27 protein-coding genes and 1 pseudogene are annotated in these 25,219 nt (G+C 68.8%); 17 read left to right on the top strand and 11 right to left on the bottom strand.

The annotated features are described in order from the left end of the window. The first annotated feature begins 284 nt into the window (after positions 1-284). Positions 285-737: a hypothetical protein gene (locus AB0N66_RS25565; RefSeq protein WP_365439175.1), complete on the top strand. Its 453-nt coding sequence runs from the start codon at positions 285-287 to the stop codon at positions 735-737. Next, positions 722-1,753 carry a hypothetical protein gene (locus tag AB0N66_RS25560; protein ID WP_365439173.1) on the top strand — a complete coding sequence of 344 codons (1,032 nt, stop codon included), beginning with the start codon at positions 722-724 and terminating at the stop codon, positions 1,751-1,753. Before AB0N66_RS25565 ends, AB0N66_RS25560 begins: the two co-directional genes overlap by 16 nt. A 256-nt stretch (positions 1,754-2,009) precedes the next feature. On the opposite strand, the gene AB0N66_RS25555 is transcribed toward AB0N66_RS25560, so the two are convergent. Continuing rightward, entirely contained in the window at positions 2,010-2,504 is a 495-nt protein-coding gene (locus AB0N66_RS25555) for a MarR family transcriptional regulator (protein WP_365439171.1), read from the bottom strand. Positions 2,505-2,570: 66 nt separating this feature from the next. On the opposite strand from AB0N66_RS25555, the gene AB0N66_RS25550 reads away from it, so the two are divergent. Further along, positions 2,571-3,872 carry a multidrug effflux MFS transporter gene (locus AB0N66_RS25550; protein WP_365439169.1) on the top strand — a complete coding sequence of 434 codons (1,302 nt, stop codon included), beginning with the start codon at positions 2,571-2,573 and terminating at the stop codon, positions 3,870-3,872. Between the two features lie 78 nt (positions 3,873-3,950). Here the strand turns inward: AB0N66_RS25550 and AB0N66_RS25545 are convergent, their stop codons facing one another. Continuing rightward, entirely contained in the window at positions 3,951-4,259 is a 309-nt protein-coding gene (locus tag AB0N66_RS25545) for a hypothetical protein (protein WP_365439167.1), read from the bottom strand. After that, positions 4,259-4,411 (bottom strand): annotated as a pseudogene (locus tag AB0N66_RS25540) (type II toxin-antitoxin system RelE/ParE family toxin); the annotation flags it as partial. The gene AB0N66_RS25545 and the pseudogene AB0N66_RS25540, both read right to left, overlap by 1 nt. A gap of 138 nt (positions 4,412-4,549) precedes the next feature. On the opposite strand from AB0N66_RS25540, the gene AB0N66_RS25535 reads away from it, so the two are divergent. The 11 genes from AB0N66_RS25535 (at position 4,550) to AB0N66_RS25485 (ending at position 14,227) form a co-directional block, all read left to right on the top strand. Continuing rightward, on the top strand, positions 4,550-5,197 hold the full coding sequence (locus AB0N66_RS25535) for a hypothetical protein (protein WP_365439165.1): 648 nt from the start codon (positions 4,550-4,552) through the stop codon (positions 5,195-5,197). Between the two features lie 205 nt (positions 5,198-5,402). Further along, positions 5,403-7,094 (top strand): RecQ family ATP-dependent DNA helicase, encoded by a 1,692-nt coding sequence (locus AB0N66_RS25530; RefSeq protein ID WP_365439163.1) that lies wholly within the window; start codon positions 5,403-5,405, stop codon positions 7,092-7,094. Between the two features lie 411 nt (positions 7,095-7,505). Continuing rightward, a complete protein-coding gene (locus tag AB0N66_RS25525; RefSeq protein WP_365439161.1) occupies positions 7,506-8,213 on the top strand; it encodes a hypothetical protein in 708 nt (235 codons plus the stop codon). 20 nt (positions 8,214-8,233) lie between these two features. After that, a complete protein-coding gene (locus AB0N66_RS25520; RefSeq protein WP_365439159.1) occupies positions 8,234-9,097 on the top strand; it encodes a hypothetical protein in 864 nt (287 codons plus the stop codon). After that, positions 9,094-10,407 (top strand): ATPase, T2SS/T4P/T4SS family, encoded by a 1,314-nt coding sequence (locus tag AB0N66_RS25515; protein WP_365439157.1) that lies wholly within the window; start codon positions 9,094-9,096, stop codon positions 10,405-10,407. The genes AB0N66_RS25520 and AB0N66_RS25515 overlap by 4 nt, the downstream gene beginning before the upstream one ends. A 5-nt stretch (positions 10,408-10,412) precedes the next feature. Beyond that, positions 10,413-11,396 carry a type II secretion system F family protein gene (locus AB0N66_RS25510; protein ID WP_365439426.1) on the top strand — a complete coding sequence of 328 codons (984 nt, stop codon included), beginning with the start codon at positions 10,413-10,415 and terminating at the stop codon, positions 11,394-11,396. Then, a complete protein-coding gene (locus AB0N66_RS25505) occupies positions 11,393-12,322 on the top strand; it encodes a type II secretion system F family protein (protein ID WP_365439155.1) in 930 nt (309 codons plus the stop codon). The genes AB0N66_RS25510 and AB0N66_RS25505 overlap by 4 nt, the downstream gene beginning before the upstream one ends. Before the next feature lie 42 nt (positions 12,323-12,364). Then, complete coding sequence (locus AB0N66_RS25500) at positions 12,365-12,616, top strand: hypothetical protein (RefSeq protein WP_365439153.1); 252 nt, start codon at positions 12,365-12,367, stop codon at positions 12,614-12,616. Between the two features lie 134 nt (positions 12,617-12,750). Beyond that, positions 12,751-13,131, top strand: a complete 381-nt coding sequence (locus tag AB0N66_RS25495) for a TadE family protein (protein WP_365439151.1) — start codon at positions 12,751-12,753, stop codon at positions 13,129-13,131. Next, positions 13,131-13,571 carry a TadE/TadG family type IV pilus assembly protein gene (locus tag AB0N66_RS25490; protein WP_365439149.1) on the top strand — a complete coding sequence of 147 codons (441 nt, stop codon included), beginning with the start codon at positions 13,131-13,133 and terminating at the stop codon, positions 13,569-13,571. Before AB0N66_RS25495 ends, AB0N66_RS25490 begins: the two co-directional genes overlap by 1 nt. Before the next feature lie 218 nt (positions 13,572-13,789). Beyond that, the gene (locus AB0N66_RS25485) at positions 13,790-14,227 is read left to right on the top strand and encodes a pilus assembly protein TadG-related protein (protein ID WP_365439425.1); all 438 of its coding nucleotides are present in this window, start codon (positions 13,790-13,792) and stop codon (positions 14,225-14,227) included. Positions 14,228-14,430: 203 nt separating this feature from the next. Here AB0N66_RS25485 and AB0N66_RS25480 read toward each other — a convergent pair whose 3' ends face one another. The 6 genes from AB0N66_RS25480 to AB0N66_RS25455 all read right to left on the bottom strand — a co-directional run bounded on the left by AB0N66_RS25480 (position 14,431) and on the right by AB0N66_RS25455 (position 18,463). Further along, entirely contained in the window at positions 14,431-15,063 is a 633-nt protein-coding gene (locus AB0N66_RS25480) for a class I SAM-dependent methyltransferase (protein WP_365439147.1), read from the bottom strand. A 183-nt stretch (positions 15,064-15,246) separates the two neighbouring features. Continuing rightward, on the bottom strand, positions 15,247-16,527 hold the full coding sequence (locus AB0N66_RS25475; protein WP_365439145.1) for an MFS transporter: 1,281 nt from the start codon (positions 16,525-16,527) through the stop codon (positions 15,247-15,249). Positions 16,528-16,674: 147 nt separating this feature from the next. Beyond that, positions 16,675-17,013, bottom strand: a complete 339-nt coding sequence (locus AB0N66_RS25470; protein WP_365439143.1) for a hypothetical protein — start codon at positions 17,011-17,013, stop codon at positions 16,675-16,677. A gap of 79 nt (positions 17,014-17,092) precedes the next feature. Then, complete coding sequence (locus AB0N66_RS25465; protein ID WP_365439141.1) at positions 17,093-17,353, bottom strand: hypothetical protein; 261 nt, start codon at positions 17,351-17,353, stop codon at positions 17,093-17,095. A 46-nt stretch (positions 17,354-17,399) separates the two neighbouring features. Next, on the bottom strand, positions 17,400-17,603 hold the full coding sequence (locus AB0N66_RS25460) for a DUF397 domain-containing protein (RefSeq protein WP_365439139.1): 204 nt from the start codon (positions 17,601-17,603) through the stop codon (positions 17,400-17,402). 8 nt (positions 17,604-17,611) lie between these two features. Further along, on the bottom strand, positions 17,612-18,463 hold the full coding sequence (locus AB0N66_RS25455; protein WP_365439137.1) for a helix-turn-helix transcriptional regulator: 852 nt from the start codon (positions 18,461-18,463) through the stop codon (positions 17,612-17,614). A gap of 238 nt (positions 18,464-18,701) precedes the next feature. Here AB0N66_RS25455 and AB0N66_RS25450 point away from each other — a divergent pair, with 238 nt between their 5' ends. Next, on the top strand, positions 18,702-19,109 hold the full coding sequence (locus AB0N66_RS25450; protein ID WP_365439135.1) for an ATP-binding protein: 408 nt from the start codon (positions 18,702-18,704) through the stop codon (positions 19,107-19,109). A 12-nt stretch (positions 19,110-19,121) separates the two neighbouring features. Here AB0N66_RS25450 and AB0N66_RS25445 read toward each other — a convergent pair whose 3' ends face one another. Together AB0N66_RS25445 and AB0N66_RS25440 are read right to left on the bottom strand one after the other, a co-directional pair. Then, complete coding sequence (locus AB0N66_RS25445; protein WP_365439133.1) at positions 19,122-20,174, bottom strand: hypothetical protein; 1,053 nt, start codon at positions 20,172-20,174, stop codon at positions 19,122-19,124. Then, positions 20,174-20,830, bottom strand: a complete 657-nt coding sequence (locus AB0N66_RS25440) for a hypothetical protein (RefSeq protein WP_365439131.1) — start codon at positions 20,828-20,830, stop codon at positions 20,174-20,176. Before AB0N66_RS25440 ends, AB0N66_RS25445 begins: the two co-directional genes overlap by 1 nt. Before the next feature lie 321 nt (positions 20,831-21,151). On the opposite strand from AB0N66_RS25440, the gene AB0N66_RS25435 reads away from it, so the two are divergent. Next, positions 21,152-24,166 (top strand): BTAD domain-containing putative transcriptional regulator, encoded by a 3,015-nt coding sequence (locus AB0N66_RS25435; RefSeq protein ID WP_365439129.1) that lies wholly within the window; start codon positions 21,152-21,154, stop codon positions 24,164-24,166. Then, the gene (locus tag AB0N66_RS25430) at positions 24,163-25,158 is read left to right on the top strand and encodes an A24 family peptidase (protein ID WP_365439127.1); all 996 of its coding nucleotides are present in this window, start codon (positions 24,163-24,165) and stop codon (positions 25,156-25,158) included. Before AB0N66_RS25435 ends, AB0N66_RS25430 begins: the two co-directional genes overlap by 4 nt. Positions 25,159-25,219: the final 61 nt, after the last annotated feature.

Genomic DNA, 25,219 nt, shown 5'->3' with positions numbered 1-25,219 from the left:
CCGCACTTGGCCCAAGGTGTGCCCGTCATGCCATCATCTCTTGGCACGCTGATCATCTACCCCTGAGGACGCCCGCCATGCTGACAATGCGACGGAGGGCGGCTGCGGCCTGTCTCATTGTTGCTGCTGCCCTGTCCGTGACTGGTTGCAGTGGTGATTCATCCGACACCGGCAACGACAAGATCGCAGGGGCGGATTCGGGTGAATCGGATTCCGCGTCGCCTTCTGCCTCCGCATCGGCCGAGGCGGGCGCGCCGACCTTCGATCTTCCTGCGGACATTGAGGTGACCGTCGAGAGGCAGTCGACCGGGGACGCGACGAAGGACGCCATTCTGCGGGACACGGCGTATGCGGCTCAGGCTCGCATTGAGGCCTTCGCCAAGGGGGATGGTCAGACCGTGAACATGAATCGCTACTTCGCGGCCTACGCCCGTACCTATTGGGTCGAGAACGCCGCGACGTTCAAAAGAGACGGGCTCACCGTCACCGGCGACTACCGGTACTTCGACTTCGAGGTCACGGACGTCGCGAACGGCAAGACGGCGGCTGTCCACTACTGCGAGGACCAGAGCAAGGCGTACAACAAGGAGATCAAGACGGGGAAGGTGCAGCGGACCCAGCCCAGCGACAAGGACTTCGTCCTGTACACGCTCCAAGCCGTGCAGGACTCCGCCGGGGACTGGCAAGTGACGCAGCAGAGTTGGAAGAAGGGGGACGCGGCATGCGTGCAGGGATAAGGGCAGACGTTGCTCGTCCGGTTCTCCGGACGGCCGCGGCCGCAGGCCTGGTGGTGGTGCTGGCAACGGGCTTCCCCGCGTATGCGGGCGAGACCACAGCGGACGATCAGGGGAGTGTTCAGCCCGACCCGCCCACCCCCGACTCCAACGCCACCTCCGGTAACGGCACCATCGGCGCCAACATCCGCATCGCGCAGAGTAGAACCGGCTCGGGCGAGTCCACCACGACCGCCACGTCGTCGAACGCGAGCTGGAAACCTCCGGTCTGCTGGTACGAGCCCATGTACACGCCGGAGGAGTACGAGGAGTTCATCAAGTCCTCGTACGGCGGGGCGCTGGAGCCTGCGGCGAGCTACGCCAAGAAGCGGGAGGAGGAGAAGTACCACGAGGACGACGAAGGTCTTTGGTGGCAGGTGAAGTTCCGTGACGACAACTACACCGAGGCCTGTCCTGTCACCACGGACAGCTGGGAGATCTGGGTCCCGCCGGCGGATCCGCAACCGGACCCCAACAAGCTGACTCCGGAGATCCTCTCCGAACTGGCCTACAACTCAACCAAGTTGCCTGCGCCGCCTGTCGAGTTGAGCCCGAGTGAGGACCGGCTGATCGTCAATCTCGGTACGCGGGTCGCGTTCAAGGGCGACTTCGATCGCGTGTGGACGACCGCGAGCATCAACTACAAGGGTGTCCAAATGGCCGCGACCACCGTCGCGACCCCGGTCGCGCTCAAGGTCGAGGCCGGCACCGACGAGGCGGACCCGCAGAGTTGCACGTACGACCTCGTCAAGGGCGAGGACGGCTATTCGGTCGACAGTAAGAACGCGGGCTGCAACGTCACGTACCGTCGCTCGTCCGGTACCGGAACCTATCCTTTCAAGGCGTCGATCACCTGGCAGGTGACCTGGACCGACTCCGCTGACCCGGACGGCCCCGCGCGGCAGCCGGCTCTGCCGGACGGATTGTCCACGTACGAGCAGGACGTGACGGTCAAGGAGATCCAGTCCGTGAACCGCTGACGGATCACCGAGGCATAGAAGCACCCCGCGAACGCGCGATCCGTGGAGTCCACTGGGCGCAGGCGGGCGGCGAGCCTTGAGACGTTCGCTGACGAGTAGGCCTGGCGGGGCCATCGACTCTGCCGTACGTTCGCTGAACGCGATCACCTGGCCCCCGACGTCCTACGGTGCCGGGGGCCAGGTTTTTCATCCGTTGTTTGCCGGCAGAACCGCCGGTCCGGGCCCCCGACTCCGGCGGAGTGATCTGCAAAGTTCGCTAGCCCCGCCCCAAATGCCCCTCCATCACCCCCGCCAACCGCCCCAACGCCCCCATGACCCACTCCCGGTCCTCCCCGAGTCCTGCCAGCAGCTCCACCTCCGCGGCCAGTTGCCGGGGGAACAGGTCGTCGACGGCCTTCTTGCCCGCCGGTGTGACGGTGACCAGTGCTGTGCGCCGGTCGGCGGGGTTGGGGGTGCGTTGGATGAAGCCGCGTTTCTCCAGTCTGGCGAGGGTCTTGCTGACGCCGGCGCGGGAGAGGCCCATCTGTTGGGCGAGGCGGCGGGCGATGGCCGGTTCGGTCGCGTGGCGGAGGGGGATGAGCATGTCGACTTCCGGGGCGGTGAGCGGGGCGCCTTCGTAGAGCGGCTCGACGGCGCGGTCGAGCAGTGCGGTGATGCGCTTGAGCAGACCGATGAGTTCCATCGGGGAGGTGTCGAGGCCGGGGTTGTGCGCGGCCCACTGCCCGCGGACATCGGCGGTCGGGAGTGACATGCGGATCACCCTTTTTTAACCTGGTGGAAATTGTTAACCAGTGAACCATCAGTTACCTTTAAGTCCATGGTAGCCCTGTCCTCCGGTCACAAGACCGTCCCCCACGACGCCGATGGCGACGCCGACACCCTCACTCCCGCCCAGCCGTCGAAGCGCGCAGCGGCGCTCCTCGTGGTGGTCCTCGCGGCGCTCACCGCCGTCGCTCCGCTCGCCATCGACATGTATGTCCCCGGCTTCCCCTCGATGGGCGACTCGCTGCACGCGAGCAGCTCGGCGGTGCAGTTGACCATGACGGCGTTCCTGGCCGGTCTCGTGGTCGGGCAGCTGGTGATCGGCCCGATCAGTGATGGTCTCGGACGGCGCAGGCTCCTCATATCGGGAGCCGCGGGCTTCGTCGCCTTCTCCCTCGTCTGCGCCATCGCGCCGAACATCATCGTCCTGACCGGCGCCCGCTTCCTGCAGGGCGTCGCCGGAGCGGCGGGCATGGTTCTGGCGCGCGCGGTGCTCACGGACCGTTTCCACGGCCCGGACATTCCCCGCTACTTCGCGCTGCTCTCGCTGATCCTCGGCGTGGCACCGATCGCCGCGCCGGTACTCGGCGGCGCGATCCTCTCCGTGTCCACCTGGCGTGCGGTGTTCGTCGCCCTCACCGCCATGGGCGGCGCGCTGCTGCTCGCGGTACTGCGGAAGGTGCCCGAGACGCTGCCGCCCGAGCGCCGACAGAGCGGCGGCCTCGCCAGCACCTTCCGTGCGATGGGCGCTCTGCTCGGCCGCCGGACCTTCATGGGGTACGTCCTTGTCCTGGCCCTCTGCTCTGCGGCGATGTTCGCGTACGTCAGCGGATCGAGCTTCGTCTTCGAGAACCTGCACGGGGTCTCGTCGACGACGTACTCACTGATCTTCGCCTCCAACGCTGTCGGCATGCTGATCGCCGGTGCCGTGTTCGCCAAGCTGGCGGGGCGCGGCGTACGCCTGAACACCCTCCTCACGGCGGGCGTCTGTACGGCCGCGCTCGGCACGCTCGCCCAGGTCGTCCTGGTCACCACCGTCGGCGAGACCCTCGCGGGCACCTGGGCCACGCTGTTCGTGACCATGACCGGCGTCGGCATGGTCTACCCGTCGACGACGAGCCTTGGCCAGACCCTGGGCCGTGCCGCCCCGGGCGCCGCCTCCGCGCTCCTCGGCGGCCTGCAGTTCCTGTTCGGCGCCCTCGCCTCCCCGCTCGTCGGCCTGTTCGGCGAGGACAGCTCCGTGCCCATGGCGGTCATCATGCTGATCGCCGTCGCGGGGGCGGGAGCCGCGCTGGTGGGGCTTGCGCGGCCTTGGGAGGGGCGGGGGGAGCCGGGCGGCTCGGAGGGCGGACACTAGGGCCGGGGCCGGGGGAGCGGGAGTAACGCGGCGGGGTTTGCTCGTATTCGCTCGTACCAGGTCGTCGCAGGCGGGGCCTCAGGCCGCGTGGCCCTCGAAACGGAACTCGGGGGTTGTGCGCGGGTCGATCCGTGCACCCGATTCAAGGGCGGCGGTCAGTTGCTCGATCAACTCAAGAGTCGGGTCGACACCGCTCTCCTCGATGGACTCGATGTCCTCCTCGGACATGTCGGCCCGATCAGCCAGCTCGGCCGTCCTCCAGCCCAGGGCGGAGGGCCCGGTCGTAGACCGCCTGGGCGAAGTCCATCCGCCGCCCGCAGCGCGATACTCCGGGTCTTCGCGGTGCTCCGGCGGGACCTTCCAGCTGGTGTGGTATCCGCTGCTCATCAGGCCTCCTCCCTTCTACCGTAGACGTCGTGCTCACCGGCTGGCGGGTGCTCGGACTCGCACCGCTTCCGAGCCCGATGTGCCTTCAGGACCTCGTCGGTCTCGCGCATCCTCGTCTTGCGGAACACGGTGAGCAGAACCGCTCTCCTTCCTTGGACGCGGCCGGAGCGCCCGGGGTCGGGCCCGGGCCCGACCCCGGATACCTCGTAGGCTGACCCGAGCCGATCAGTCGATCAGGTGTACGGCGAGCAGGCGTGCGTAGGGGCAGGCAGAGGGACGGGGGAGACACCATGGCCCGCTACATGGAGACGCTCACCATCGAGCGTGGCGGTTTTCGGATCAAGGTGCCGCAGTCGTGGTGGGAGTTCGACGTGCGGCCCGAGTCGCGTGACGACTCGATACGGCGGATGGTCGACGAGCGGGTTCGGCAGCGTCCGGAGCTGGTCAAGTACCGCGACACGTATGCGGCGTTCCTGCAGAAGGCGGCCGCCGATGCCTGGAAGTCCGGTGCGCTGTACTGCGGTTGCATGGCGGAGGCCTTCGGTGGTGACACCCCGATCACCGGTTCGGTCACCGTCTCGATCGTCGGCGGCCGTTCCGCGACCGGGGAGCCGCTCTCCACCGACCCCCAGACCATGGCCGGCCAGCTCTCCGTGCGCGAGGCCAAGAAGGAGGGGGACGCCTGGCGCAAGGTGACGACCGTCGACATCCCCGGCGTGGGCCCCGCCGCGCGCACGTACGGCATCGAGGACATCGTCGTACCCGACGACGCTCTGAACCGCACCATTCGCGCCGTGCTCATGCAAACCTTCGTGCCCGTGCCGGGACAGGAGGGCAAGGTCGCCCTCGTCGCCGGGAGCAGTCAGGTCCTCGACCTCGCGGACTCCTTCTTCGACATCTTCGACGCGATCACGTCGACGTTCCGCTTCGCTGAGTAGTTGGAGTAGTCGGAAGTGGGCGGAGTAGTCGCGGTGGTCGCGGTGGTCGGGGTGGTCCCGGCGGGCCCGCCTCGTGGTCGGCCGGTCGATTCCTCGTCCGCGGGATCCGGTCGCCGACGGACTGCTTCCGGCGGGGGTGGGCACTAGACCCACCACCGCCCGTCCGGTTCCGCCCCGGCCGCGCGCCACCGCTCCGGGAGTCCCTTTGCCGATCAGCCTGTTCGTCGCCCGCCGTCTCCGCAGAACCGCGCGGGAGGTCTTCGGATGGGACGCGTTGCGTCCCGGCCAGCTCACCGCGATGAAGGCGGTCATGGGCCGTCGGGACGCCATGGTGGTGATGCCGACCGGTTCGGGCAAATCGGCGGTGTACCAGGTGCCGGGCATGCTGCTCGCCGGTCCGACGCTCGTCGTGTCACCGCTGATCGCCCTCCAGCGGGACCAGATCGCCGGACTGCTGCGGAACAGTGGCCAGACCGCCGTCGCGGTCAACTCGTCCATGTCCAGGACGCAGAACGAGCAGGCCTGGGAGAGCGTGAGCGACGGAAAGGCCCAGTTCCTGTTCCTGGCCCCCGAGCAACTGGCCAAGCAGGAGGTGGTGGAGCGGCTGTCCGCGCTGAAACCGTCTCTCTTCGTCGTGGACGAGGCGCAGTGCGTCTCCTCCTGGGGCCACGACTTCCGCCCGGACTACCTGAGACTCCGACAGGCCGCCGAGAGCATCGGACGCCCGCCGATCCTCGCCCTCACCGCCAGCGCAGCCGCACCGGTGCGCGCCGACATCGTCGAGCAGCTCGGCATGTGCAAGGTCCGCGAGGTGGTGGCCGGCTTCGACCGGCCCAACATCCGCCTGGAAGTCACCCGTTTCCAGGACGACTCGGCCAAGCGCCGCGCCGTGGTGGAGCGGGCGGCGGCCGAGCCCAAGCCGGGCATCGTGTACGTCGCCACCCGCAAGGACGCCGAGGCGTACGCCACCGAGCTGGGCGAACTCGGCCTGAGCGCGGCCGCTTACCACGCGGGCAGCCGGTCGGCCGACCGCAGCGCGGTCCATGACCGCTTCCTCGGTGGAGAGTTGGACGTCGTGGTGGCCACGTCGGCGTTCGGCATGGGCATCGACAAGGCCGACGTACGGTTCGTGCTGCACGCCTCGGTACCCGGGTCGCTCGACGCCTACTACCAGGAGATAGGCCGGGCGGGCCGGGACGGCGCGGCCTCCCGGGCCATCCTGCTCTACCGCACAGAGGATCTGGGCCTCCAGAGGTTCTTCTCCACCGGCCGCCCGGACGCGGACACGATCGCGGACGTCGCCCGCCGGGTGCGGGACCGTGCGACCGCGGTGACACCGACCGAACTCCAGCAGGAGACCGGCTTGTCCGCCACCAGACTGACCGCGGTCCTCAACCTCCTGGAGAACGCCGGAGGCGTCACCACCGAGCGCGGAAAGGTGGCCCCGGTGCCAGGGGCCGACGCCGAGGAAGTCGCCGCACGGGCGGTGGAGTTGGGCATCGCCCACGAGAGCATGGAACGCTCCCGCGTCGACATGATGCGCGGCCTGGCCGAGACCACCGGCTGCCGACGGCGTTTCCTGCTCGGCTACTTCGGCGAACGGCTGCACGGTCCCTGCGGCAACTGCGACAGGTGCGAGCAGCGGCCCACGGGCGCGGGTGGCGGTGCCGGTGCCGGCGATGTCCCGGGCCCGCCCCGCTCCCGGACCGCCGCCTCGCCCACGCGCCACGACCACCCGTTTCCGCCGGGCACCAGGGTCCGCCATCCGCAGTGGGGTGACGGCGAGGTCCTCAGCGGAGAGGAGAGCCGGATCACCGTCCTGTTCGCCTCGGTGGGCTACCGGACTCTGTCACTGCCGGTGATCCTGGAGAAGAACCTGCTCACGGCTGTTTCCTGATGCGGACGACCGTTTCCTGTTCTGGATCTGGCCGAAAGATCACGCTGCCCCGCCGCTATCAGTGAGCACCTCGTGCAGGCCTCGTGCACACCCCGTAACGAGACCCCGCGGCGGCACGACAGAAGATTCGCTGCTGCGCAGCATCTCCCCCTCCCGGATCCCCGTGCTCAACAAGGCGTCCCCCACTCCTCATTGCAGCTGTATAACGTCGAGCCCCCTGAGGTCCGCGGGCCGTAACGCGCCTTGAGGGGCTTATGCGCGGCTGATACGGTGCCATGGCTTGAGACTCGCTTCCGCGCTGGCTGTTTCGCCAGGTCGGGCGGTACGTCCGGCAAGGGCGGACCGGGGTGGAGTGTCCCGGTTGGCGCGGTAATTGGTCGAAATCTTCTTGGGTGTACGGGGAGCGGTTGCGTGAAGATCCAAGAGCGTACGGGGGCGGGCAACAACCGTTCCGCTGCGCCGGTCCATCCGGCGATGGGCGAGCGCCTTCCCGCGCCGCCTCGCGAGCGCAAACCCGCGCTCGCCGCTCTCGCGGTGCTTCTGATCCTCGTGGGCGCGCTGGGCGCGACCATGTTGGTGCTGCGTGCCGGGGACCGGATCGAGGTCGTCCAGGTGACGGCCAACATCCAGGCCGGGGACTCCGTGGGCGACAACGTGAAGTCCGTGATGGTCGCGGACGACACCGGTGTCAACTACATCACGTGGGCTCAGGTCAAGGCGCTCAAGAAGCTCAAGGCCAAGTCGCCGATCTACGACGGGACCCTCGTCATCGGCGAGATGTTCGAAGAGGTCGCGGCCATCCCCGAGGGCAAGGCCTCCGTAGGCCTCGCCCTCAAGGAAGGCCAGTACCCCAACGGCATCAAGTCGGGCGACACCGTGGCCGTGTACCGCGTCAGCGAGGACAGCGGCGCCGGCAGCAGCTCGTCGAGTGCCGGAGGCGCCGACAGCACACTGATCGTCGACCGGGCCGAGGTCAAGAACGTCAAGACGTCGACGGACAGCACGATCAGCAGCACCAGCCTCCCGGTCACGCTCACCGTGGACAGTGCCGACGCGGCCGCTGTCGCGCAGGCCTCCTCGGCCGGCGAAGTCGCCCTCGTCCTCATCCCCGGCAACTAAAGGCGAGTGAGTAAAGAGACATGGCGCTCATCGCCCTCGCCGCCGACAAGGGTTCCCCCGGCGTCACCACCGCCGCGGTAGCCCTGTCGGCCGTCTGGCCCCGCCGGGTCCTGCTCGCCGAGACGGACCCCGCCGGCGGCGACCTCGTCTACCGCAGTGCCGCCGCGCACGGCGGTCCGCTCAACCCCAACACCGGCATGCTGTCGATAGCGGCTACGGCCCGCCGTGGCCTCGTACCGGACCAACTCTGGGACCACGTTCAGCCGTTGAGCGGCGGGCTCGAAGTCCTCGTCGGCCTCGGTGTCGCCGAGCAGGCCGCCGGGCTCGCCGGGTTGTGGCCCACCCTGGGCCGCGCCTTCGCGCAGCTCGCCGACTCCCCGCACGCACCCGCCGACGTCATCGCCGACTGCGGCCGGATCAGCGGAGACACCCCCGCCGTCGAACTCTTCCCGCACGCCGCCCTCGTACTGCTGCTCGCCCGCACGGAGCCGGAGTCGATCGCCCGTGTCCGGGACCGTGCCGCCGCCCTCTCTGCCAAGCTGCACGGCGGCGCGCGTGGCGCGGCCACCCTCGCGAACCCCCTCATCGGCGTCATCCTGATCGCCGAACCGAGCGAGTCCGCAAAGCTCGTTCACCAGGTCAACGACATGCTCGTAGCGGCGCAGACCGGTGCGCGGGTCGTCGGCACGCTCGCCGACGACCCCGCCGGAGCCGACCAGTTGGCCGGGCGCAAGCGCGGGCGGCTCGACAAGTCGCTGCTCATCCGGTCCGCCCGCAAGGTCACCGCGGATCTGTACCAGCAGTACGGCGCCGCCTGGGCCGTACCCGCCCATGGCCAGGTCCCCGGACCTCACGGACAGCTTGCCGCCGGAGCCGGGCGATGACCGCGGTCGACCACCAGCTGGTCAAGCGGTTCCGGCAGGACGCCGGTGACCGGATCTCCGAGCAGCGCCGCGAGGACCAGGTCCGCGGCGTCACGCCGATGTCCAACGAGGACGAACGGCACTACGCGCGTGCCGTGATCGCTCAGATACTTGAGGACTACGCCCGTACCGAGATCAACCTCGGCCGGACACCTCTCGACGCCGAGACCGAGGAGCAGTACGCGGCCGCCGTGCACGCCGCGCTCTTCGGCGTCGGCCGCCTCCAGCCGCTGCTCGACAACCTCGAAGTCGAGAACATCGACATCAACGGCTACGACCAGGTCTTCGTAGGCTTCGCGGACGGCAGCGAGGTCAAGGGCGATTCCGTCGCGGAGAGCGACGAGGAGCTGATCGAGCTCATCCAGATCCTCGGTGCGTACTCCGGGCTCTCCTCGCGGCCCTTCGACTCGGCCAACCCCCAGCTCGACCTGCGGCTTCCGGACGGTTCGCGACTGTCGGCCGTGATGGACGTGACGCGTCGGCCCGCGCTCTCCATCCGTCGCGCGCGGATGGGCAAGGTCTTCGTGTCCGACCTCGTCGGCAACGGGACGATCTCGCCCGAGGTCGCGCACTTCCTCGCGTGCGCCGTCCGCGCGCGCAAGAACATCATGATCGCGGGCGCCACGAACTCCGGTAAGACGACCCTCCTGCGTGCCCTCGCCAACGAGATCCCGCCGCACGAGCGCCTCATCACCGTCGAACGCGCCCTGGAACTCGGCCTCGACACCTTCGCCGAGCTTCACCCCAACGTCGTGGCCTTCGAGGAACGGTTGCCCAACTCGGAGGGCCAAGGCACCATCTCCATGGCCGAGTTGGTGCGCCGGTCGCTCCGTATGAACCCCTCGCGCGTCATCGTCGGTGAGGTCCTCGGCGACGAGATCGTGACGATGCTCAACGCGATGTCGCAGGGCAACGACGGCTCGCTGTCCACGATCCACGCGAACAGCTCCAGCGAGGTCTTCAACCGCATCTCCACGTACGCGCTCCAGGCGACCGAGCGGCTGCCCATCGAGGCCAGCCAGATGCTCATCGCGGGCGCCGTGAACTTCGTCGTCTTCATCCAGCGGCGCAACAACTACGAGACCGGCGGCCGCCTCCAGCGCATGGTCACCTCCGTCCGCGAGGTCAACGGCGTCGACGGACGCGTGCTCTCCAGCGAGGTGTTCGCCGAGGCCCCGGACGGCCGGATCGTCCCGCACGCACCCATAGCGTGCCTCGAAGACCTCATCGCGCAGGGCTATCGGCTCCCGGGCAGCGGGAGTTGGGGATGATGACCATGACCCGGGACACCCACACCACTTCACTTGCCGCACTCGACTCGCTCGGTTCCATGGGCGGGCTGTTCTCCACGTCCATTCTGTACGCGCTCGTGTGCGGGGTCGCCGTCGGCGGCGGACTCGCGCTGCTCGCCGTCGCCGTACGCGGGCTTCCCGTCAAGCCCGAGCACGAGAAGCAGAAGGCGAGCGAACGGGCCAACGAGCTGATCCGGTTCGTCGGGCAGCGCGGCTCGATCGCCGCCATCGCCGGGCTCGTCGTCCTCCTGCTCACCCGCTGGGCCGTGGCCGGAATCGCCGCCGGGATCCTCGTCTTCTTCTGGGACAAGCTCTTCGGCGGCGCCTCGGAGGAGAAGTCGGCGATGCGCCGCGTGGAGGCCCTGGCCTCCTGGACCGAGTCGCTCCGGGACACGATCGCGGGCGCGGTCGGCCTGGAACAGGCGATTCCCGCGGCGGCACGCGCGGCGGCACCCGTGCTGCGGCCGCACCTGGACGCGATGGTGGACCGTCTCCGCTCGCGTACCCCGCTTCCCGAGGCCTTGCAGCACCTCGCCGACGAGATCGACGACGCGTCCGCCGACATCATCGTCGCCGCGCTCATCCTCAACGCGCGGCTGCGCGGGCCGGGCTTGCGCCAAGTCCTGGGCGCGCTGGCCAAGTCGTCGCGCGAGGAGGTCGACATGCGGCAGCGGGTGATGGCGCAGCGGGCTTCAACTCGCCGCTCGGTCCAGATCGTTGTCGCGGTCTCCATCGCCTTCGTCCTCGGCCTGTCCATCTTCAACCGCGACTTCGTCGAGCCGTACGGCACGGCGGTCGGACAGCTCGTACTCGCCTGTGTCTGCGGCCTGTTCGCGCTCGGCTTCTGGTGGCTGCGGAAGCTGTCGACGATCGAGACTCCGGAGCGGTTCCTGGTGCGGGACGAGGCGTCGGTGCAGTTCGTACGTCCTCGCACGCCGGTTTCTGGGGATGAGGCGGTACGCCGATGAACCTGACCCTGCCGATCGTGATCGGTGCCGTCCTGGGCCTGGGTGTCTACGCCCTCGTACGGGCCCTCATGCCGTCCAAGCGCAGCGCGGTCGCGCAGGTCGCGCGGATCGACGCGATGCGGGCGCGGGGCGCGGCGTACGAGTCCGCGCACCACGGCGGCACCGGCAAGGATGCCGGGCGGCTGGGCAGCGCACGGGCCCGAGTGGGCGTCCGGGTCTCCGAGTTCTATCTACAGCAGGGCTGGGAGCTGCGGTCACTCCGCGCCGACCTGGCCGTCCTGGACCGGAGTTGGGAGAACTTTCTGGCGACGAAGGTCCTGCTTGCTGCGGGGGGTGTCTTCTTCGGCCCGCTCCTGTTCGCGGTGGTTTGGACGATCGGCTTCAGCCGTAGCCCGATCATCCCGGTCTGGCTGGCTCTGGTCTTCGCGGTCGTCTTCTTCTTCCTCCCGGATCTGGAGGTACGGCGGGACGCGGCCGACAAACGGCGCGACCTGCGGCGCGTGATCGGCGCGTATCTGGACCTGGTGTCGATGAGCCTGGCCGGTGGCCGGGGTCTTCCCGAGGCGTTGATGGCCGCCGCCGAGATCTCCGACGGCTGGGCGACGCGGCGCATCCGCAGCGCGCTGGCCGACGCCCGGATCACCGGCGTCAGCCAGTGGCAGGCGCTCGGTTCGCTCGGCGAGGAGCTGGGCGTCGAGGAGCTGAAAGACCTGTCGGCCTCGCTGGCGCTGGTCGCGGACGACGGCGCGAAGGTACGAGAGTCGCTCGCCTCGCGCGCCGAGACGATGCGGCACCGCGAACTCTCCGAGATCGAGGGCAGCGCGGGCGAGAAGTCGCAGTCCATGCTCGTGGCGCAGCTGTTGCTGTGCGCCGGCTTCCTGGTCTTCCTGATTTTCCCGGCCGCGATGCGCGTGTTCCAGGTCTGACGTCCATTCCCTACCCGTTTGAATTCGAGAGGACAACTCACCATGAACGGACGGAACTTCAACACCGGGATCCCGGGGGTGGACTTCCTGATCACCTTCCTCCAGGGCCGGGTGCAGCGTGCCCGCTCCGGCGAACTCGACCGGGGTGCGTCCGCGGTGGAGTGGGTCATCATCTCCGCCGTCGTCGTGGCGATCGTCGGCGTGGTCGCCGCGATCATCAACACCGCGCTGAGCGACGGCGCCAACAAGGTCGGGGACTGCATCGCGGGCGCCAACCAGAGCGGTACCTGCTGATCCACCCGTCCACCCGTCCATCCGTCAACTCGTCTACTTCGGAAGAACGAGAACCGCTCGTGTGCGTAAGTCGCTGGGTCCGCCGCCGGGTGGAGGCCGCCAAAGGTGCCCCCTCCACCCGCGGTGACTCCGGCATGACCGCGATCGAGTTCGTCTTCCTCACGCCGGTGCTGTTCTTCATGATCTTCGCGACGGTGCAGTTCGCGCTGTACTTCTTCGCGGATCACGTGGCCCAGGCGGCGGCCCAGGCGGGCGCACGCAAGGCCCGCGCCACGGCCGACGAGCAGCCCGGCGCATGGCGCGGCGAGGCCCGTGACGTCGTCGACAGCTACATCCAGCAGCTCGGCCCGCAGCTTGTGCTGTCCCCCGACGTGACGATGCTCCAGCCGGAGCAGAACACGGTGGGGGTGGAGATCACGGCGAAGGTGCCCACGGTGTTCCCCGGGTTCGACCTGACCGTGCACGCGCAGTCCTCGGGGCCGGTGGAGAGATTCGTACCGGAGGATGGGCCTTGATGGGTTTCCCCACCTGGATCCGCTGGATCCGCGCGCGCGGCGCCGCCGGACGGGACCTGGGGCTGTCCACGATCGAGGTGGTGATCCTCGCTCCAGTGATGATGCTCTTCATCCTCGTACTGGTGGCCTTCGGGCAACTCGTCGACGGGCGCGGAGCGTTGGACGGCGCCGCACGGGACGCGGCGCGTGCCGGATCGATTCAGAAGGAAGAGGGCACCGCGATGGCGGAGGCCCGAGCGGCGGCCGCGGCCGACCTCACGGACGTCTGCTCCGGCCCGGTGACCGTGACCAAGACGAGCACCGGCTGGGCGGAAGCCGAACTCTTCACCGTCGAGGTGAGCTGCGAGGTACGGGGCCTGGCGATGCTGGGCCTGGACATCCCGACCCGGCTGACATCGACGTTCACCTCGCCGCTCGATCCCTTCAAGCGGAAGGCGTGATGGGGCAGGTGAGAGCTTTGGCGGAGGTCGGAACCGCTGCCCGCACGCGGGTGGACACCGGTGTACGCGGCTGGGTAGGGACCCGTGTACGGGGCTGGAGGGACAGCCGTGTACGGGGCTGGACGGGCACCCGTGCACAGGGCTCGACGGACACCCGTGCACAGGGCTCGACGGACACCCGTGCACAGGGCTCGACGGACACCCGTGCACATGGCTGGGTGGAGACCCGTCGCGCCCGCCTCGACGACCGCGGCTCGGGCGCCGGCGCGGTCATCATCTTCGCGCTCGTCTTCCTCTCCCTCTCGGCCTTCGTCATCGACGGCGGCATGTCCATCTCCAAGCGAGAACGTGCCGCCGACATCGCGGAACAGGCGGCGCGCTACGCCGCCCAGGACATAGACGTCGAGGACCTCTACGAGAACCAGAACGGTCCCGCGCCCATCAACTTCGCGAACTGCGGCGCCCGCGTAAAGGCCTTCGCCCGCGAAATGGGCATGTCCGGCGCGGACATAGCGGCAACCCACTGCATCGCCGCCAACGCCGACCAGGTCGAGGTCGAGGTCCAGCTCACCTACTCCCCGATCTTCACGGGGATGTTCTACGACGGCGACGTGGTCGTCCATGGACAGGCGGTCGCGGAGAACGAGGTGGGCTGAGGGGCCCGGCCGGAGTGAACCTTGCGGTCGGGGCTGTTGCGGCCTCGGCGTCCGATCCCTGGCCCGGCTCGCGCACAGCGCGAGGAGATCGTCCAGCCGCTCCGCGAGGACGCCGCCGGAACAAGCCGAGTCCGCCGCCTCCCAGCACCACGAACCACAGTGATCGGGATTTGCAGTTGAGGTGGGCGCGGGCAGTGGTCTCGTCAGCCGCAGTTGCGAAAGACGAGCAGATAGCGCCAGAAGAGGAGCCTGCGGATGCTGCATCCAGGCAGCAGGACCGCGGCCTCCTGACGGATCTCCAGCAGGGGAACGGTCGGCTGGCTCACCGGTGCTTTCACCTGTTCTCGACCGGTCGAAGCCGCGGCAGGGCGAAGCCTGTCCTTCAAAGCGACGGTCAGCCTGGCGACAGCGTTGACGGGCACGGCCGCCAGGCTCCAAGTCCAGTCGAGCCGGGTCTTCTCCGGATAGCAGCCCAAGATCACGAGGACGCCGCCGGGTGCGAGTGCGTCACGCAGTGCGGCGACGGTGTCGAAGGGCATGTGATGGATGGTGGCGAGGCACGAGATGAAGTCGTAGTGAGCCTTGGGCAGTTCGACCTCGGTGACGTTCGCGTGTTGGAAGCGCGGCCTCCGGTCACCGGCTATCCGTCCCGACAGCGCGTGGGCCTCCGCGAGGGCCTCCTCCGACGGGTCGATCGCATCGACCTCTACGCCCAGGTGAGCGAGCCGATGAGCGAACCGGCCGGTCCCACAGCCGACGTCCAGGGCCGCATCGCAATTCCGCGGCACCTGGCGCAACAGCAGACGGTGATAGTGGTCGTTGTGATCGAAGGGCATGGTCCAAACCTGCCACAGCGGACGCGCACGGCTCGGCGGTTCCACCACCAAGACCCAGGCAGTGAAGTGCGTCGTACCGGCGGGGCTGCAATGCAATACGCGCCGCTGTCACCGTCGCGAACGCGGTTCCGACAGCGGACCTGCGAAGTCACGGAGCAGCCCCGAAAACCTCAGAAGCGGTCGCTACGCCTGCTGCTCTATCTCGCGATCGTCATTCGCTGCCCTCGACTCACCTTTCGGCGCGAGCCGGTTGACGCGGTGCACATCCGGGACGCAGAGGTTGAGGACGGTCGTAAGTGCAATTATTCCGGCGCAGGCCAGTAGCACTCCCTGGCTGTTCCACGAGTGGGCCGCGAGGGCGGTGAGGAGGTAGCCGAGGGGGATGGCGAGGCGTTCCCCGACACCGTTGAACGCACTCATGCGACCCTGCTCCGCCTGGGGCACCTGCTGTTGAAATGCGGTGTTCCAGGCAACGATCGCGACATCGAGTCCGATACCTGCCAGCAGGGCGGCCACGAGAACAAGTGGCAGAGACAGGCTGCAGGCCATGGCGGTCAGAGGGAGCGCGAGGGCACCGCTCGTCGCCACCGCAACCGTGAGCAGCCGGTACGGCTTCCAACGAAGGCACACAAGGGTTCCCGCCAGAAGGCCGGAGGCGAGAGCCGCCTGGATCAGACCCCAGTCGCGTGCGCCGGCGTACTGCCGCACGGCAACAAGGGGGCCAAGAAGCTGAAAGCCCGCCAGCCATGCGGCGACGAGGACCGTGCCGGCGGCTGTATAGGTCCACAGCCAGGTACGGGACCAAAAGCCTGTCCATCCTGCCCGCAGATCGGCCAGGACGCCGCCGGGTGTAGTGGGCGGGACCTCCAGGCGCAGGCCAAGAAGCAGGACAGCCGCGATGGCGAACGTGAACGCGTCCCAAGCCAGTGCCCATGCCGCGCCACTCACGGCGACGACGAATCCGCCGACGACCGGACCCAGCACCCTCACCGCGTTGCTCGGGAGTCTGAGCAACGCGTTGGCCTGCTGAAGGTGCTCCTCGGGAACGATCTGTGCGACGGCACCTTGCGTGGCTGGAACGATGAACGACGCCGCGGTTCCCGAGACGAAGCCGCACGCCGCGATGGACATGGTCGTCGCATGCCCCGTGGCCACGGTGACGGCCAGCGCACCTTGCGCGCCCGCGGCCAGCAAGTTCCCCAGGAAGAGGAGTCGGCTTCGGGACAGTCGGTCGGCGAAGAGGCCGCCCATGAGCAGGAACACAATCGTGGGTACGGTGTTCGTGGCCAGGACCAGGCCAAGAGATCCGGCCCCTCCACCTTGCTCAATGACGGAGTAGGCCAGCGCGAGGGGAGCCATCGCGGACCCAGTCGCCGAGATGAGATTGGCCGAGGCGAACCGCCGGAAGGCACCGATCTTCAACGGTGTGCTGATCATCTTCGATGACTCGGCGGCGGTCTTCATGATCTCCCTTGGCTCGGCGCAGCGAGCACCTTAGTGCAGCAGTACGCCGTGCCGGACACCAGCCAGAGTCGGCCGAGCAGCCATACCGCTGTTTCACCAGTACGCGGGCTCTGAAACGGCGGGGCCGGGCCACGTGAGTGAGGGTGTCTACGAGTCGCCGCTAGTCTTCGGTCCGTTGTCCTCCTGCTTCACGCCCTCCGAGACGTCCTTGGCGAGCTGGTCGTCGAGTTTCTTGAATTCGCGGACAACGGCGTCGGACATGTCGGCGAGGGCGTCGAGGGCCTGGGTGATGTCCTCGCGGCCGTCCTCCCAGCCGGACTCGAAGTCGTCGAGGGCGTCGTAGACGGTGTTGTCGCCGAGGTCTTCCTTGTAGGACTCGAAGAGCTTCTTGGTCCGGTTCATCCGGGTCTTGATGGACCGCAGCCGACTTCCGTAGTCCTCCAGCTCGCTCAGCGGGAGCGCGAGGTCACTCTTGCCGTTGCCCATGTCGGGTCCCCCAAGGTCGGAAGGTGCCGGTCAGCGCCATATGAAGGGTACGGGTGTCGCCCTGACGATTCCGGCGCTGTCACGCGAAGAACTTACGGATCTCTTGAGGCGGGTGGCCCTGTCTCTTCCACTGTGTCAGCAGGTGGGCGGCCATCAGCGGGAACCCTTTGATCATGTCCGGATCCTCGATGAGGTTGCCGTCGGAGTCCGACGGGCGAATCGAGTCGGCCTCCTCGTCGAGGATGAGGAACACCTCGTGAGTGCCGTCGACCTCGCCTCTGTAGAGGAAGGGGGGAGACGAGCTGCCCTGAATCAGGGTCAATCGGAAGAAGTAAGTCACACGTTTTCCCCCCGTGAACACCGACCCGGGCTTCGTCGAGGGGCTGTTACGCCCAAGGCGTGGGGACCGTGCCCGTGCGTATGGCCTGGAGGAGGTGGGCCAGGGGAGTGGGGGTGGTCGTGAGGTGGGTGGTGGGGGTGTCGCTTTCGCGGAGGTGGATCTCGGCTGGGCCGGTGGCGAGTTCGAGGCAGGAGTTGCCGTCGCCGCCACCGGAGAAGGATGACTTCTGCCAGTTGTGCGGGTTCGTCATGGTGCGCCTCACAGTTCTTTCGTCAGCCTGTGGATGAAGTCACGCGACCGTGCGGGCTCGAGTGACACACCCTCCACTCTACGGAAGAGCGTTCGAAAGCTGCTGAGTTGAGCTTCGGAATCGACGAAGGCCGAGCCATGCGGTGCATCCCGTACGACGGTGTCCAGCTTGGGGACGGCGCCGCCCGCGTACACCATCGCGCTTCCGGCATCGATGAAGCGGTCCAGGTCGAAGGGGATGACCCGTACGGTCACATGGTCCGCTTCCGAGAGTTCGAGGACCCGGTCGAGCTGCGCACGTGATGCGGCGCGGTCGCCGACCCTGATGCGCAGTGCCGCTTCGTGCACCACTGCCTTGTAGGGAATGGGTTGGGCGCCGTCGATGATGGTGCGCCGTTTCATCCGGTGCTCGATGCGCAAGGCGAGCTCGCTCCGGGGGAGTTCGGGCACTCTGTGTGAGAAGACCCCGAGGGCGTACTCCTCGGTCTGGAAGAGACCCGGGATATGAAGGAAATCCACATCCCACCGAAAAGTGGCGTGGTGCTCCAGCTCGGACAGGTCCAGGAAAGGCGTGGGCAGCAGGCCCCGGTACTCCTCCCACCAGCCCCGCGTGCGGTCCGTTGCCCATGCCACCAACCCGTCGATCAACTCATCGTCAGCGCAGGAGTAGTGCGAGGCGAGGCGGCGCACGCGTTCCTCGCTCACGCCCGCGACGCCTGCCTCGATCTGGCTCATCTGGGCGGAATTCGCTCCCAGCAGGGTCGCTGCCTCGGTGGCCTTCAGGCCCGCGGCGTCCCGCAGCTTGCGCAGCTCGGCGCCCAGTCGCATCTGTCGAGCGGTGGGGTGTCGCCTTGTTGCCATGTGCCCAGCTCCCTGGTCCAACTCGCCTGCCGGGGTGCCCCGTTCGGGTGTCAGGCTACGCGAACGGCTTGCGTGGTCGCAAGTTTAAGGCATACGGTTAGTGACGCTACGCACACACTGCGGGATCTCGGGACTCCGGAAGTGCACCACCCCGTCATGCCGTGACGGCCGTGAAACTGCCACCGCCCGCGCCCCGCCGTTCCCCCTCAACTCCGCACACCTCAAAGGGAGTTCACCCATGCCAAAAAACGACAACGAACCCTGGGAGTACGTACTCCACATCCCCCACGACGCCCGTGCCGTCACCGTGTGCCGCCGTACCGTCCGGCTGATCCTCACCATGCACGGCCTGATCCGCCTCGCGGACGTCGCCGAGTTGCTGGCGGCGGAGCTGGTCTCCAATGCCGTACGGCATACGAAGGGCCCCGCGGCCCTACGCCTGCACCACCGAAACGGAGTGCTCCGCATCGGTGCGTGGGACGCCAGCCCGGTGCCGCCCCCGTACGATCTGGCGGTCGCCGCCGACGGGGAAGCGGGCCGCGGCCTCGCGCTCGTCCGGGCGTGCGCCGACAACTGGGGCTGGCATCCGCTTCGCCAGGGCGGCGACACCGGCAAGTACGTGTGGTGTGACCTCGGTGCCGCGTAATGCGGCTCGCGTTCAGCGGTTGACCGACTGGATCTCCTGGACGTTCATGTTCTGGGTCGTCTCGAAGGTGCCGTCGGGGAGGTCGCCGCCGGTGCCGTCGGAGCCGGTCCAGGTGATCTGCCAGGTGACGGAGGCCTTCAGTTCGTACGGGTTTCCGTCGGTGGCGCGGAGGTAAGTGAGGCCGCAGGGCGGGGTCTTGTCGGCGTCGCCCGTCCTGTACGGGATGCCGATGGAGCCGTCGTCGTTGATCTTGCACTCGCCGGAGGCGGGGTAGGTCTCGGCGTCAGCCGTCCCGGGTTCGAGGTGGAGGCTCACCGGCTTCGCTGTGGTCTCCGCCCAGAGGCCCGTGTCCGGGAGTTCCGCACGGACCTTGACCTCCTGGAACGTGCCCTTGTCGAGCCAGACCCAAGTGGGCAGGTTCACCGTGGACTTGGTGGCGGGCTTCAGCTCGATCTCGGTCTCGGGGACCTTGACCTTGTCGTAGGCGTACTCGGCGAGGGTCTGCGGCGTGGGTGCGTTCGGCACGTCGGGGATCTCGCCGGCGTTCTGCCAGAACATGAGCTGACCGCACAGCGACGTGTCGTCGACGTTCGCCAGGTCCGGAGCGACTCCGCGCCAGAAGTAGCCGTCCTTGCCGAGGTTGTAGTCCTTGTAACCATTGGCGGTCGACGGTGTGGCGAAATAGTTGGGGGCGTCCTGCTCGTCCCTGAAGTGGTCCGTCCACAGGCGCGTTCCGTCCCAGGCCTGCCGGAGGCTGACGTCACCGTCGGCACCGGTCTCCGAGAAGGCCTTCAGCTGAGCGGGAGTGAAGACGGGCTCGTACCAGCAGGGTGGTGGCTTCCAGTTCACGTTGGTGGACGAGAGGGAGCCCTGCTTTCCGCCGGTGGGGCCGCTCACCTGGGTGACCTTGATCCGGGTGTGGGAGGAGGCGGAGGCGGCGATGTTTCCCTTGTCATCGACGGATCCGTTGGCGCCGCCGTCTCCGATGGCATGGGCCGGTGTCGACGCGAGAACGATCGTGATCAGTGGGGCAATGGTGAAAGACGGCCATCCGCGAAGGCTCATTACTGGCAGGCGCCCCTCTCTGAGCGGGTCGACACGTTCTGCCAGACGCCCTGAGAATTCTTGGCCAGGGAGGCGATGTAGAAGACCTCAGGGTCTGTTCCCGCGGGGTTTCCGGCGACCTTGCCGGTCGCGCGGTTCCTTGAGTACGCCTTGCTCTCGTCGGTGCAGTAATTGAGCGACGCGCTGGTCTTGTTCGATCCCATGGTGACCTTGGGATCGAAGGCGGGCAGGTCGCCGAACACCGTGAGGTCCTTGTCCGAGTAGGACTTGATCCACTGCCGGTCCTGGGAAAGGCCGGATTCGGTGTCGTAGAAGGCAAGGGCCGGACCGCCGTCGGGCTGCTTGGCGATGATGGCCGCGTACCCGGCGCGGAGTTGTTCCTTGGCGTCGTCGAGAACCGCCTGCTCGTCGGCGTCGCCGCTGGTCCAGCCCTCGAAGGTCAGCTTGAAGTCGCTCGGCAGGGTGATCTCAGGGCGTTTGACGTCGGATGCCGATGATGCGGAGGCCGAGGCAGAGGGCGACGGGCTGCTCGTCCCCGTGTCCGCCCCCTTGATGTCGTCCGAGGACGAGTCGTCGCTTCCGCCGCAGGCGGTGAGCAACAGGGCCGTGCTCGCGGTGAACGCGACGGCGGCGGTGGTCAAGGTACGACGGGCCACGGGCCTGATCCCCCAGTGTTCGGCTGTGTGCGACAGAGAACGAAACTATCAAGGGTGAGTAGAGGCGATCAGGGCGGTGGTAGGGGATTGTGTGAGGGCCGTGAGAAGTGTGGTGTGACGGTTGCGAATGGTGTGGAGGGTGGGCGGCGCGAGAGTCGCGAACCGACGGGCAACTCGGGCTTAGCGGGCGGAAGGTGAGAAATCGGTCCAGGTGGCGGTACCCGCCCTCTGGTTGGCCTTCCGCGCCAAACATAAGATCTCAGTAGGCTCAGTACGCCCCCCTTATCCCACCCCTCCACACACGACCCCAGGACACCCGCCATGGCCCGACGCACCACTTCTTCAAGCTCCACGGGAAGCCCGCCGGGTCCGAGGAATCGGACGCCGCAGCCCCTGCCCCGGCGTCGTCGGACGTTCGGGGACTTCGTGAAGGCGTTCGGGGCGTTCCTCGCTCTGGTCGTGCTGCTGGTCGGGGTGCCCGGCGCGCTGGCGACGCAGATCGGGTGGCCGCTGCCGAGTGGGGCTCCGACGCTTGACTGGTTGCAGCAGCCGATCACGGTGAGCACCTTCATCAATGTGCTCACCGTGATCGTCTGGTTCGCCTGGGCCCAGTTCACCGCCTGCGTGCTCGTCGAGGTGAAGGCCGCGCTGTCGGGCGTGGGGATGCCGAACCGCGTACCGGGCGCCGGGCCGAGCCAGTTGCTGGCCCGCCAGCTCGTCGCCGCGCTGCTGCTCGTGGGCGCCGCCGCGGCCAGCTTCACGCCGGGACTCTCGCAGTTCGGGCAGGGCATGGAGGGGAACCAGCGGGGGACCGTCGCCGCCGCTCAGCAGACGCCGGGCGGGCTGTTCGGACAGCAGCAGGAGCAGGCCGCCTCGAACGCGGCCGCCGCCATCGCCGAGCAGGCCGCCAACGCCGCGTCGCACGCCGACAGCGGGAGCGGGGCCAGTACGGCCACGGAAGGCGACACCAAGTACTACCGGATCCAGCCGCCCGAGGGCCGTCACCACGACTCGATGTGGGAGGTCGCCGAGCGGCATCTGGGCGACGGGCGCCGGTACAAGGAGATCTACGAGCTCAACAAGGACCGTACGCAGCCCGACGGTTCCAAGCTGTCGGAGGCGAGTCTCATCCGGCCCGGCTGGATCCTGGAGATGCCCGCCGACGCCCGCGGCGGCGACCTCGTCGAGATGCCCGACGAGGCGCCCAAGGCCGCGGAGCCGACCCAGCGGCAGATTCAGGAGTACGCCAAGACCGGGGCAGCGGACCAGCAGCAAGGCGCTCAGCAGGGCGCTCAGCAGGGCGCTCAGCAGGGCGCTCAGCAGGGCTCCGGCGACCGCGACACCGCGCACATCCACGTGCCCCAACAGCGGCCCGAGAGCACTGACCAGGGCGGCAGCAACCAGCAGCACGCGCCCGCCGCTCAGGCCTCCTCCGACGACAGCGGCTTCTCCTTCGGGCTGCCCGAAGCCCTCGTCGGTGCGCCCCTGCTCGCCGCCGGGCTGCTCGGTGCTCTCGGGCGCCGACGCCGCCAGGCGCTCTGGCAGTCGGCGCTCGGCGCCGTCGGCGGGCGCCGCGGTATGGAGCCGCCGACCCCGACAGGATCCGCCGCGGACGCGCAGGACGCGCTGCTCGTGGGCGCCGACCCCGAAGGCGTACGCCTCCTCGACCTGTCGCTGCGCGGACTCGCCGCGGCGCTCGCCGCCGAGTCGCGCCCACTGCCGACCGTCTACGCGGCCTGGCTCAGCGGCAACGGCGATCTGCACCTCCAGCTCGCCCAGCCGGCCGGGAAGCCGCCCGCGCCGTGGCAGCTCGGGCAGGACCAGACGTTCTGGATGCTGGCGCGGACGGACGCGGAGCGGTACGAGGATGTCGACACCGCCGCTCCGTACCCGGGGCTCGTCTGCCTCGGGACCATGGACGACTCCCGGCTGCTGCTCAATCTCGAATCCGTCCCCGGGATCGTCTCCCTCAGCGGCACCGAGCGCGACCGTGCCGGTGTCTTCGCCTCCGTGGCCGCCGAGTTGGCCACCAACGGCTGGTCCGACCGCATGACGATCACGCTCGTCGGGTTCGGGCAGGACCTCACGCCGCTCGCGCCCAACCGGCTGCGCCACCTCGACGACATCGAGGCGCTCCTTGAGACCATGGAGGCGGAGACCCGGCAGCGGCGTGGCGCGCTCGGCGCCGCCGGGCAGGACTCCGTCCTCACCGGGCGTACGGGCCCTGCCCAGCACACCCGTTGGGCCCCGCACCTCGTGCTGCTCGCGGCCGAGCCGCAGGGCGAGGACGCGGTCAGACTCGCCGAACTCGCCGCCGACGCAAGCCGGTTGGGCATCGGATACCTCGTCGGCACCGAGAGCGGCGATCTGCCGGGCGCCGCCTGGGAGATGGAGATCACCGGCGAGGGCAAGCTGCTCGCCCCGCTGCTCGGGCTCGAACTCGACGCACAGACACTGCCGTTGGCCTTGCAGCAGGCGGTCGTGGAGCTGTTCGTCGAGGCGGACCCGGAGCGGGCGAGTACCAACGCCGCCGCGCCGCCGTTCCTCGTCGACATCAGCGAGCAGGGGCGGCCGGCCGTGTACGCACGGCTCGTGGGCCCGTACGAGATCATCGGCCTCGATACGCCCGACGGTGAGCGCAGCCCGCTGATGCATGAGGCGTTGGCGTTGCTGCTGCTGCACCGCGAGGGTGTGCACCCGCGGGTGCTGTCCTCCGCGCTGTGGCCGCGCGGGGTCACCGACGACGTACGCGACGCGCTCGTCGAGCGGCTGCGGAGCTGGCTGGGCAGCGACCCGGACGGCACGCCGCGGCTCGGCACCGACGAGAGCGGGCGGCTCACGCTCGCGAAGGCCGTCGTCTCCGATCTGGATGTGCTGCGGTCGCTGTACCACGAGGCGACCCAGGGGCAGGGCGTCAACAGCCGTGCGGTGCGCGGGCGTCTGCTCACCGACGCGCTCGTTCTCGTACGCGGTCCACTGCTCGCCGACCGCCCGCAGGGCCGGTACGGCTGGCTCACCCACGAGATCATCGACGCCCAACTCCCGCTGCTCGTCGCGGACATCGGGCTCGCGCTAGCCGAGTTCCACCTGGAGAAGGGGCGCGCCGAAAAGGCCATCGAAGCCCTCAATGCCTCCCTGAACTCGGCTCCCTCCGACGAACGCCTCTGGAACGAACTGCTGCGCGCGACACACGCGACGGGCGACAGCGACCGCCTGAAGCGCCTCGCCGCCGACCTCGTCTCCCGCAGCGGCGCCCGCGGGGTGCCGCCGCGTACGGAGGCGCTCCTCGACGAACTGCTGCCGACCTGGCGCAGTGGCGTGGCAGCGGTGGGATGAGCGAACTCGCGCTGACCGCCGTCGCCGCCCTGTGGGGCGCGGCGGCGGGCCTGTTCGTACCGCGAGCCGCGTACCGCTTCGCGGTCGAACCTGACGAGACATGGCGGGACAGCTGCCCCGCCGGGCACACGATCACAGGCCCCGCCAAAGGCTGGCTCGGCTTCGCGAGATGCGGTACCTGTACGGCGGGGGAGCCGCCGGTACGGGAAGACTCCGCGGGGGCGGCGCCGGGGGACACGGAACGGGACGCCTCCGAGGGGGCGGCGCCGGGGGACGCGGAACGGGACGCCTCCGCGGGGGCGGCGCCGGGGGATCCGGTACGGGACGCCTCCGCGGGGGCGGCGCCGGGGGATCCGGTACGGGAAGACTCCGCCGGGGCGGCGCCCGGGGACGCGGAACGGGCAGCCTCCGCGAGTGTGCCGTCGTACGGACCCGCGAGCGTGCCGTCGTACGGCCCCAGCACCCCCCTCGTCTCCCTGGCCACCGCCCTTCTCTGCGCCGCCCTCGCCCTGGCCACCGGCACCCGCCCCGAGCTCGGCGTCTGGCTGCTGCTCGCGCCGCTCGGGGTGCTGCTCGCGGTGGTTGACTTCAAGGTGCAGCGGCTGCCCGATGCGCTGACGCTGTCGCTCGCGGCGGCGGCCCTGGCGCTGCTCGGGGTGGCCGCGGCCGTCCCCGAGCACGCGGGGGAGTGGCTGACCGCGCTGTTCGGGGCGCTCGCGCTCGGCGGTGCGTACTTCGTCCTCTTTCTCATCAACCCGAACGGCATGGGGTTCGGGGATGTGAAGCTCGTGCTCGGGCTCGGGGCGGTGCTCGGCTGGTACGGCTGGAGCGTGGTGTTCCTGGGGACCTTCGCCGGGTTCCTGTTCGGGGCGCTGTACGGGGCGGGGCTTGTCGTGGCGCGGCGCGCGGGGCGCAAGACGTCGATCCCGTTCGGGCCGTTCCTGATCGCGGGGGCGTACGCCGGGCTCCTGATCGGGGCGTACGCCGCCTGACGCCGGGATCGGGGAGTACGCGGCCTGACGTCGGGCTTGTCGGACGGCTGGCGTAGTCTGG

Source organism: Streptomyces sp. NPDC093544, from assembly GCF_040683495.1.
Lineage (GTDB): Bacteria > Actinomycetota > Actinomycetes > Streptomycetales > Streptomycetaceae > Streptomyces.
The sequence above is the reverse complement of the archived record's forward strand: the minus strand, read 5'-3'. Positions and strand labels throughout refer to the sequence as shown.

Coding starts and splice junctions, on each gene's coding strand:
- AB0N66_RS25475 (WP_365439145.1), bottom strand. CDS start 16,527: ATGAAGACCGCCGCCGAGTCATCGAAGATGATCAGCACACCGTTGAAG.
- AB0N66_RS25470 (WP_365439143.1), bottom strand. CDS start 17,013: ATGGGCAACGGCAAGAGTGACCTCGCGCTCCCGCTGAGCGAGCTGGAG.
- AB0N66_RS25510 (WP_365439426.1), top strand. CDS start 10,413: ATGACCCGGGACACCCACACCACTTCACTTGCCGCACTCGACTCGCTC.
- AB0N66_RS25495 (WP_365439151.1), top strand. CDS start 12,751: ATGACCGCGATCGAGTTCGTCTTCCTCACGCCGGTGCTGTTCTTCATG.
- AB0N66_RS25455 (WP_365439137.1), bottom strand. CDS start 18,463: ATGGCAACAAGGCGACACCCCACCGCTCGACAGATGCGACTGGGCGCC.
- AB0N66_RS25490 (WP_365439149.1), top strand. CDS start 13,131: ATGGGTTTCCCCACCTGGATCCGCTGGATCCGCGCGCGCGGCGCCGCC.
- AB0N66_RS25520 (WP_365439159.1), top strand. CDS start 8,234: ATGGCGCTCATCGCCCTCGCCGCCGACAAGGGTTCCCCCGGCGTCACC.
- AB0N66_RS25500 (WP_365439153.1), top strand. CDS start 12,365: ATGAACGGACGGAACTTCAACACCGGGATCCCGGGGGTGGACTTCCTG.
- AB0N66_RS25535 (WP_365439165.1), top strand. CDS start 4,550: ATGGCCCGCTACATGGAGACGCTCACCATCGAGCGTGGCGGTTTTCGG.
- AB0N66_RS25560 (WP_365439173.1), top strand. CDS start 722: ATGCGTGCAGGGATAAGGGCAGACGTTGCTCGTCCGGTTCTCCGGACG.
- AB0N66_RS25435 (WP_365439129.1), top strand. CDS start 21,152: ATGGCCCGACGCACCACTTCTTCAAGCTCCACGGGAAGCCCGCCGGGT.
- AB0N66_RS25445 (WP_365439133.1), bottom strand. CDS start 20,174: ATGAGCCTTCGCGGATGGCCGTCTTTCACCATTGCCCCACTGATCACG.
- AB0N66_RS25505 (WP_365439155.1), top strand. CDS start 11,393: ATGAACCTGACCCTGCCGATCGTGATCGGTGCCGTCCTGGGCCTGGGT.
- AB0N66_RS25550 (WP_365439169.1), top strand. CDS start 2,571: ATGGTAGCCCTGTCCTCCGGTCACAAGACCGTCCCCCACGACGCCGAT.
- AB0N66_RS25450 (WP_365439135.1), top strand. CDS start 18,702: ATGCCAAAAAACGACAACGAACCCTGGGAGTACGTACTCCACATCCCC.
- AB0N66_RS25515 (WP_365439157.1), top strand. CDS start 9,094: ATGACCGCGGTCGACCACCAGCTGGTCAAGCGGTTCCGGCAGGACGCC.
- AB0N66_RS25480 (WP_365439147.1), bottom strand. CDS start 15,063: ATGCCCTTCGATCACAACGACCACTATCACCGTCTGCTGTTGCGCCAG.
- AB0N66_RS25545 (WP_365439167.1), bottom strand. CDS start 4,259: ATGAGCAGCGGATACCACACCAGCTGGAAGGTCCCGCCGGAGCACCGC.
- AB0N66_RS25555 (WP_365439171.1), bottom strand. CDS start 2,504: ATGTCACTCCCGACCGCCGATGTCCGCGGGCAGTGGGCCGCGCACAAC.
- AB0N66_RS25430 (WP_365439127.1), top strand. CDS start 24,163: ATGAGCGAACTCGCGCTGACCGCCGTCGCCGCCCTGTGGGGCGCGGCG.
- AB0N66_RS25460 (WP_365439139.1), bottom strand. CDS start 17,603: ATGACGAACCCGCACAACTGGCAGAAGTCATCCTTCTCCGGTGGCGGC.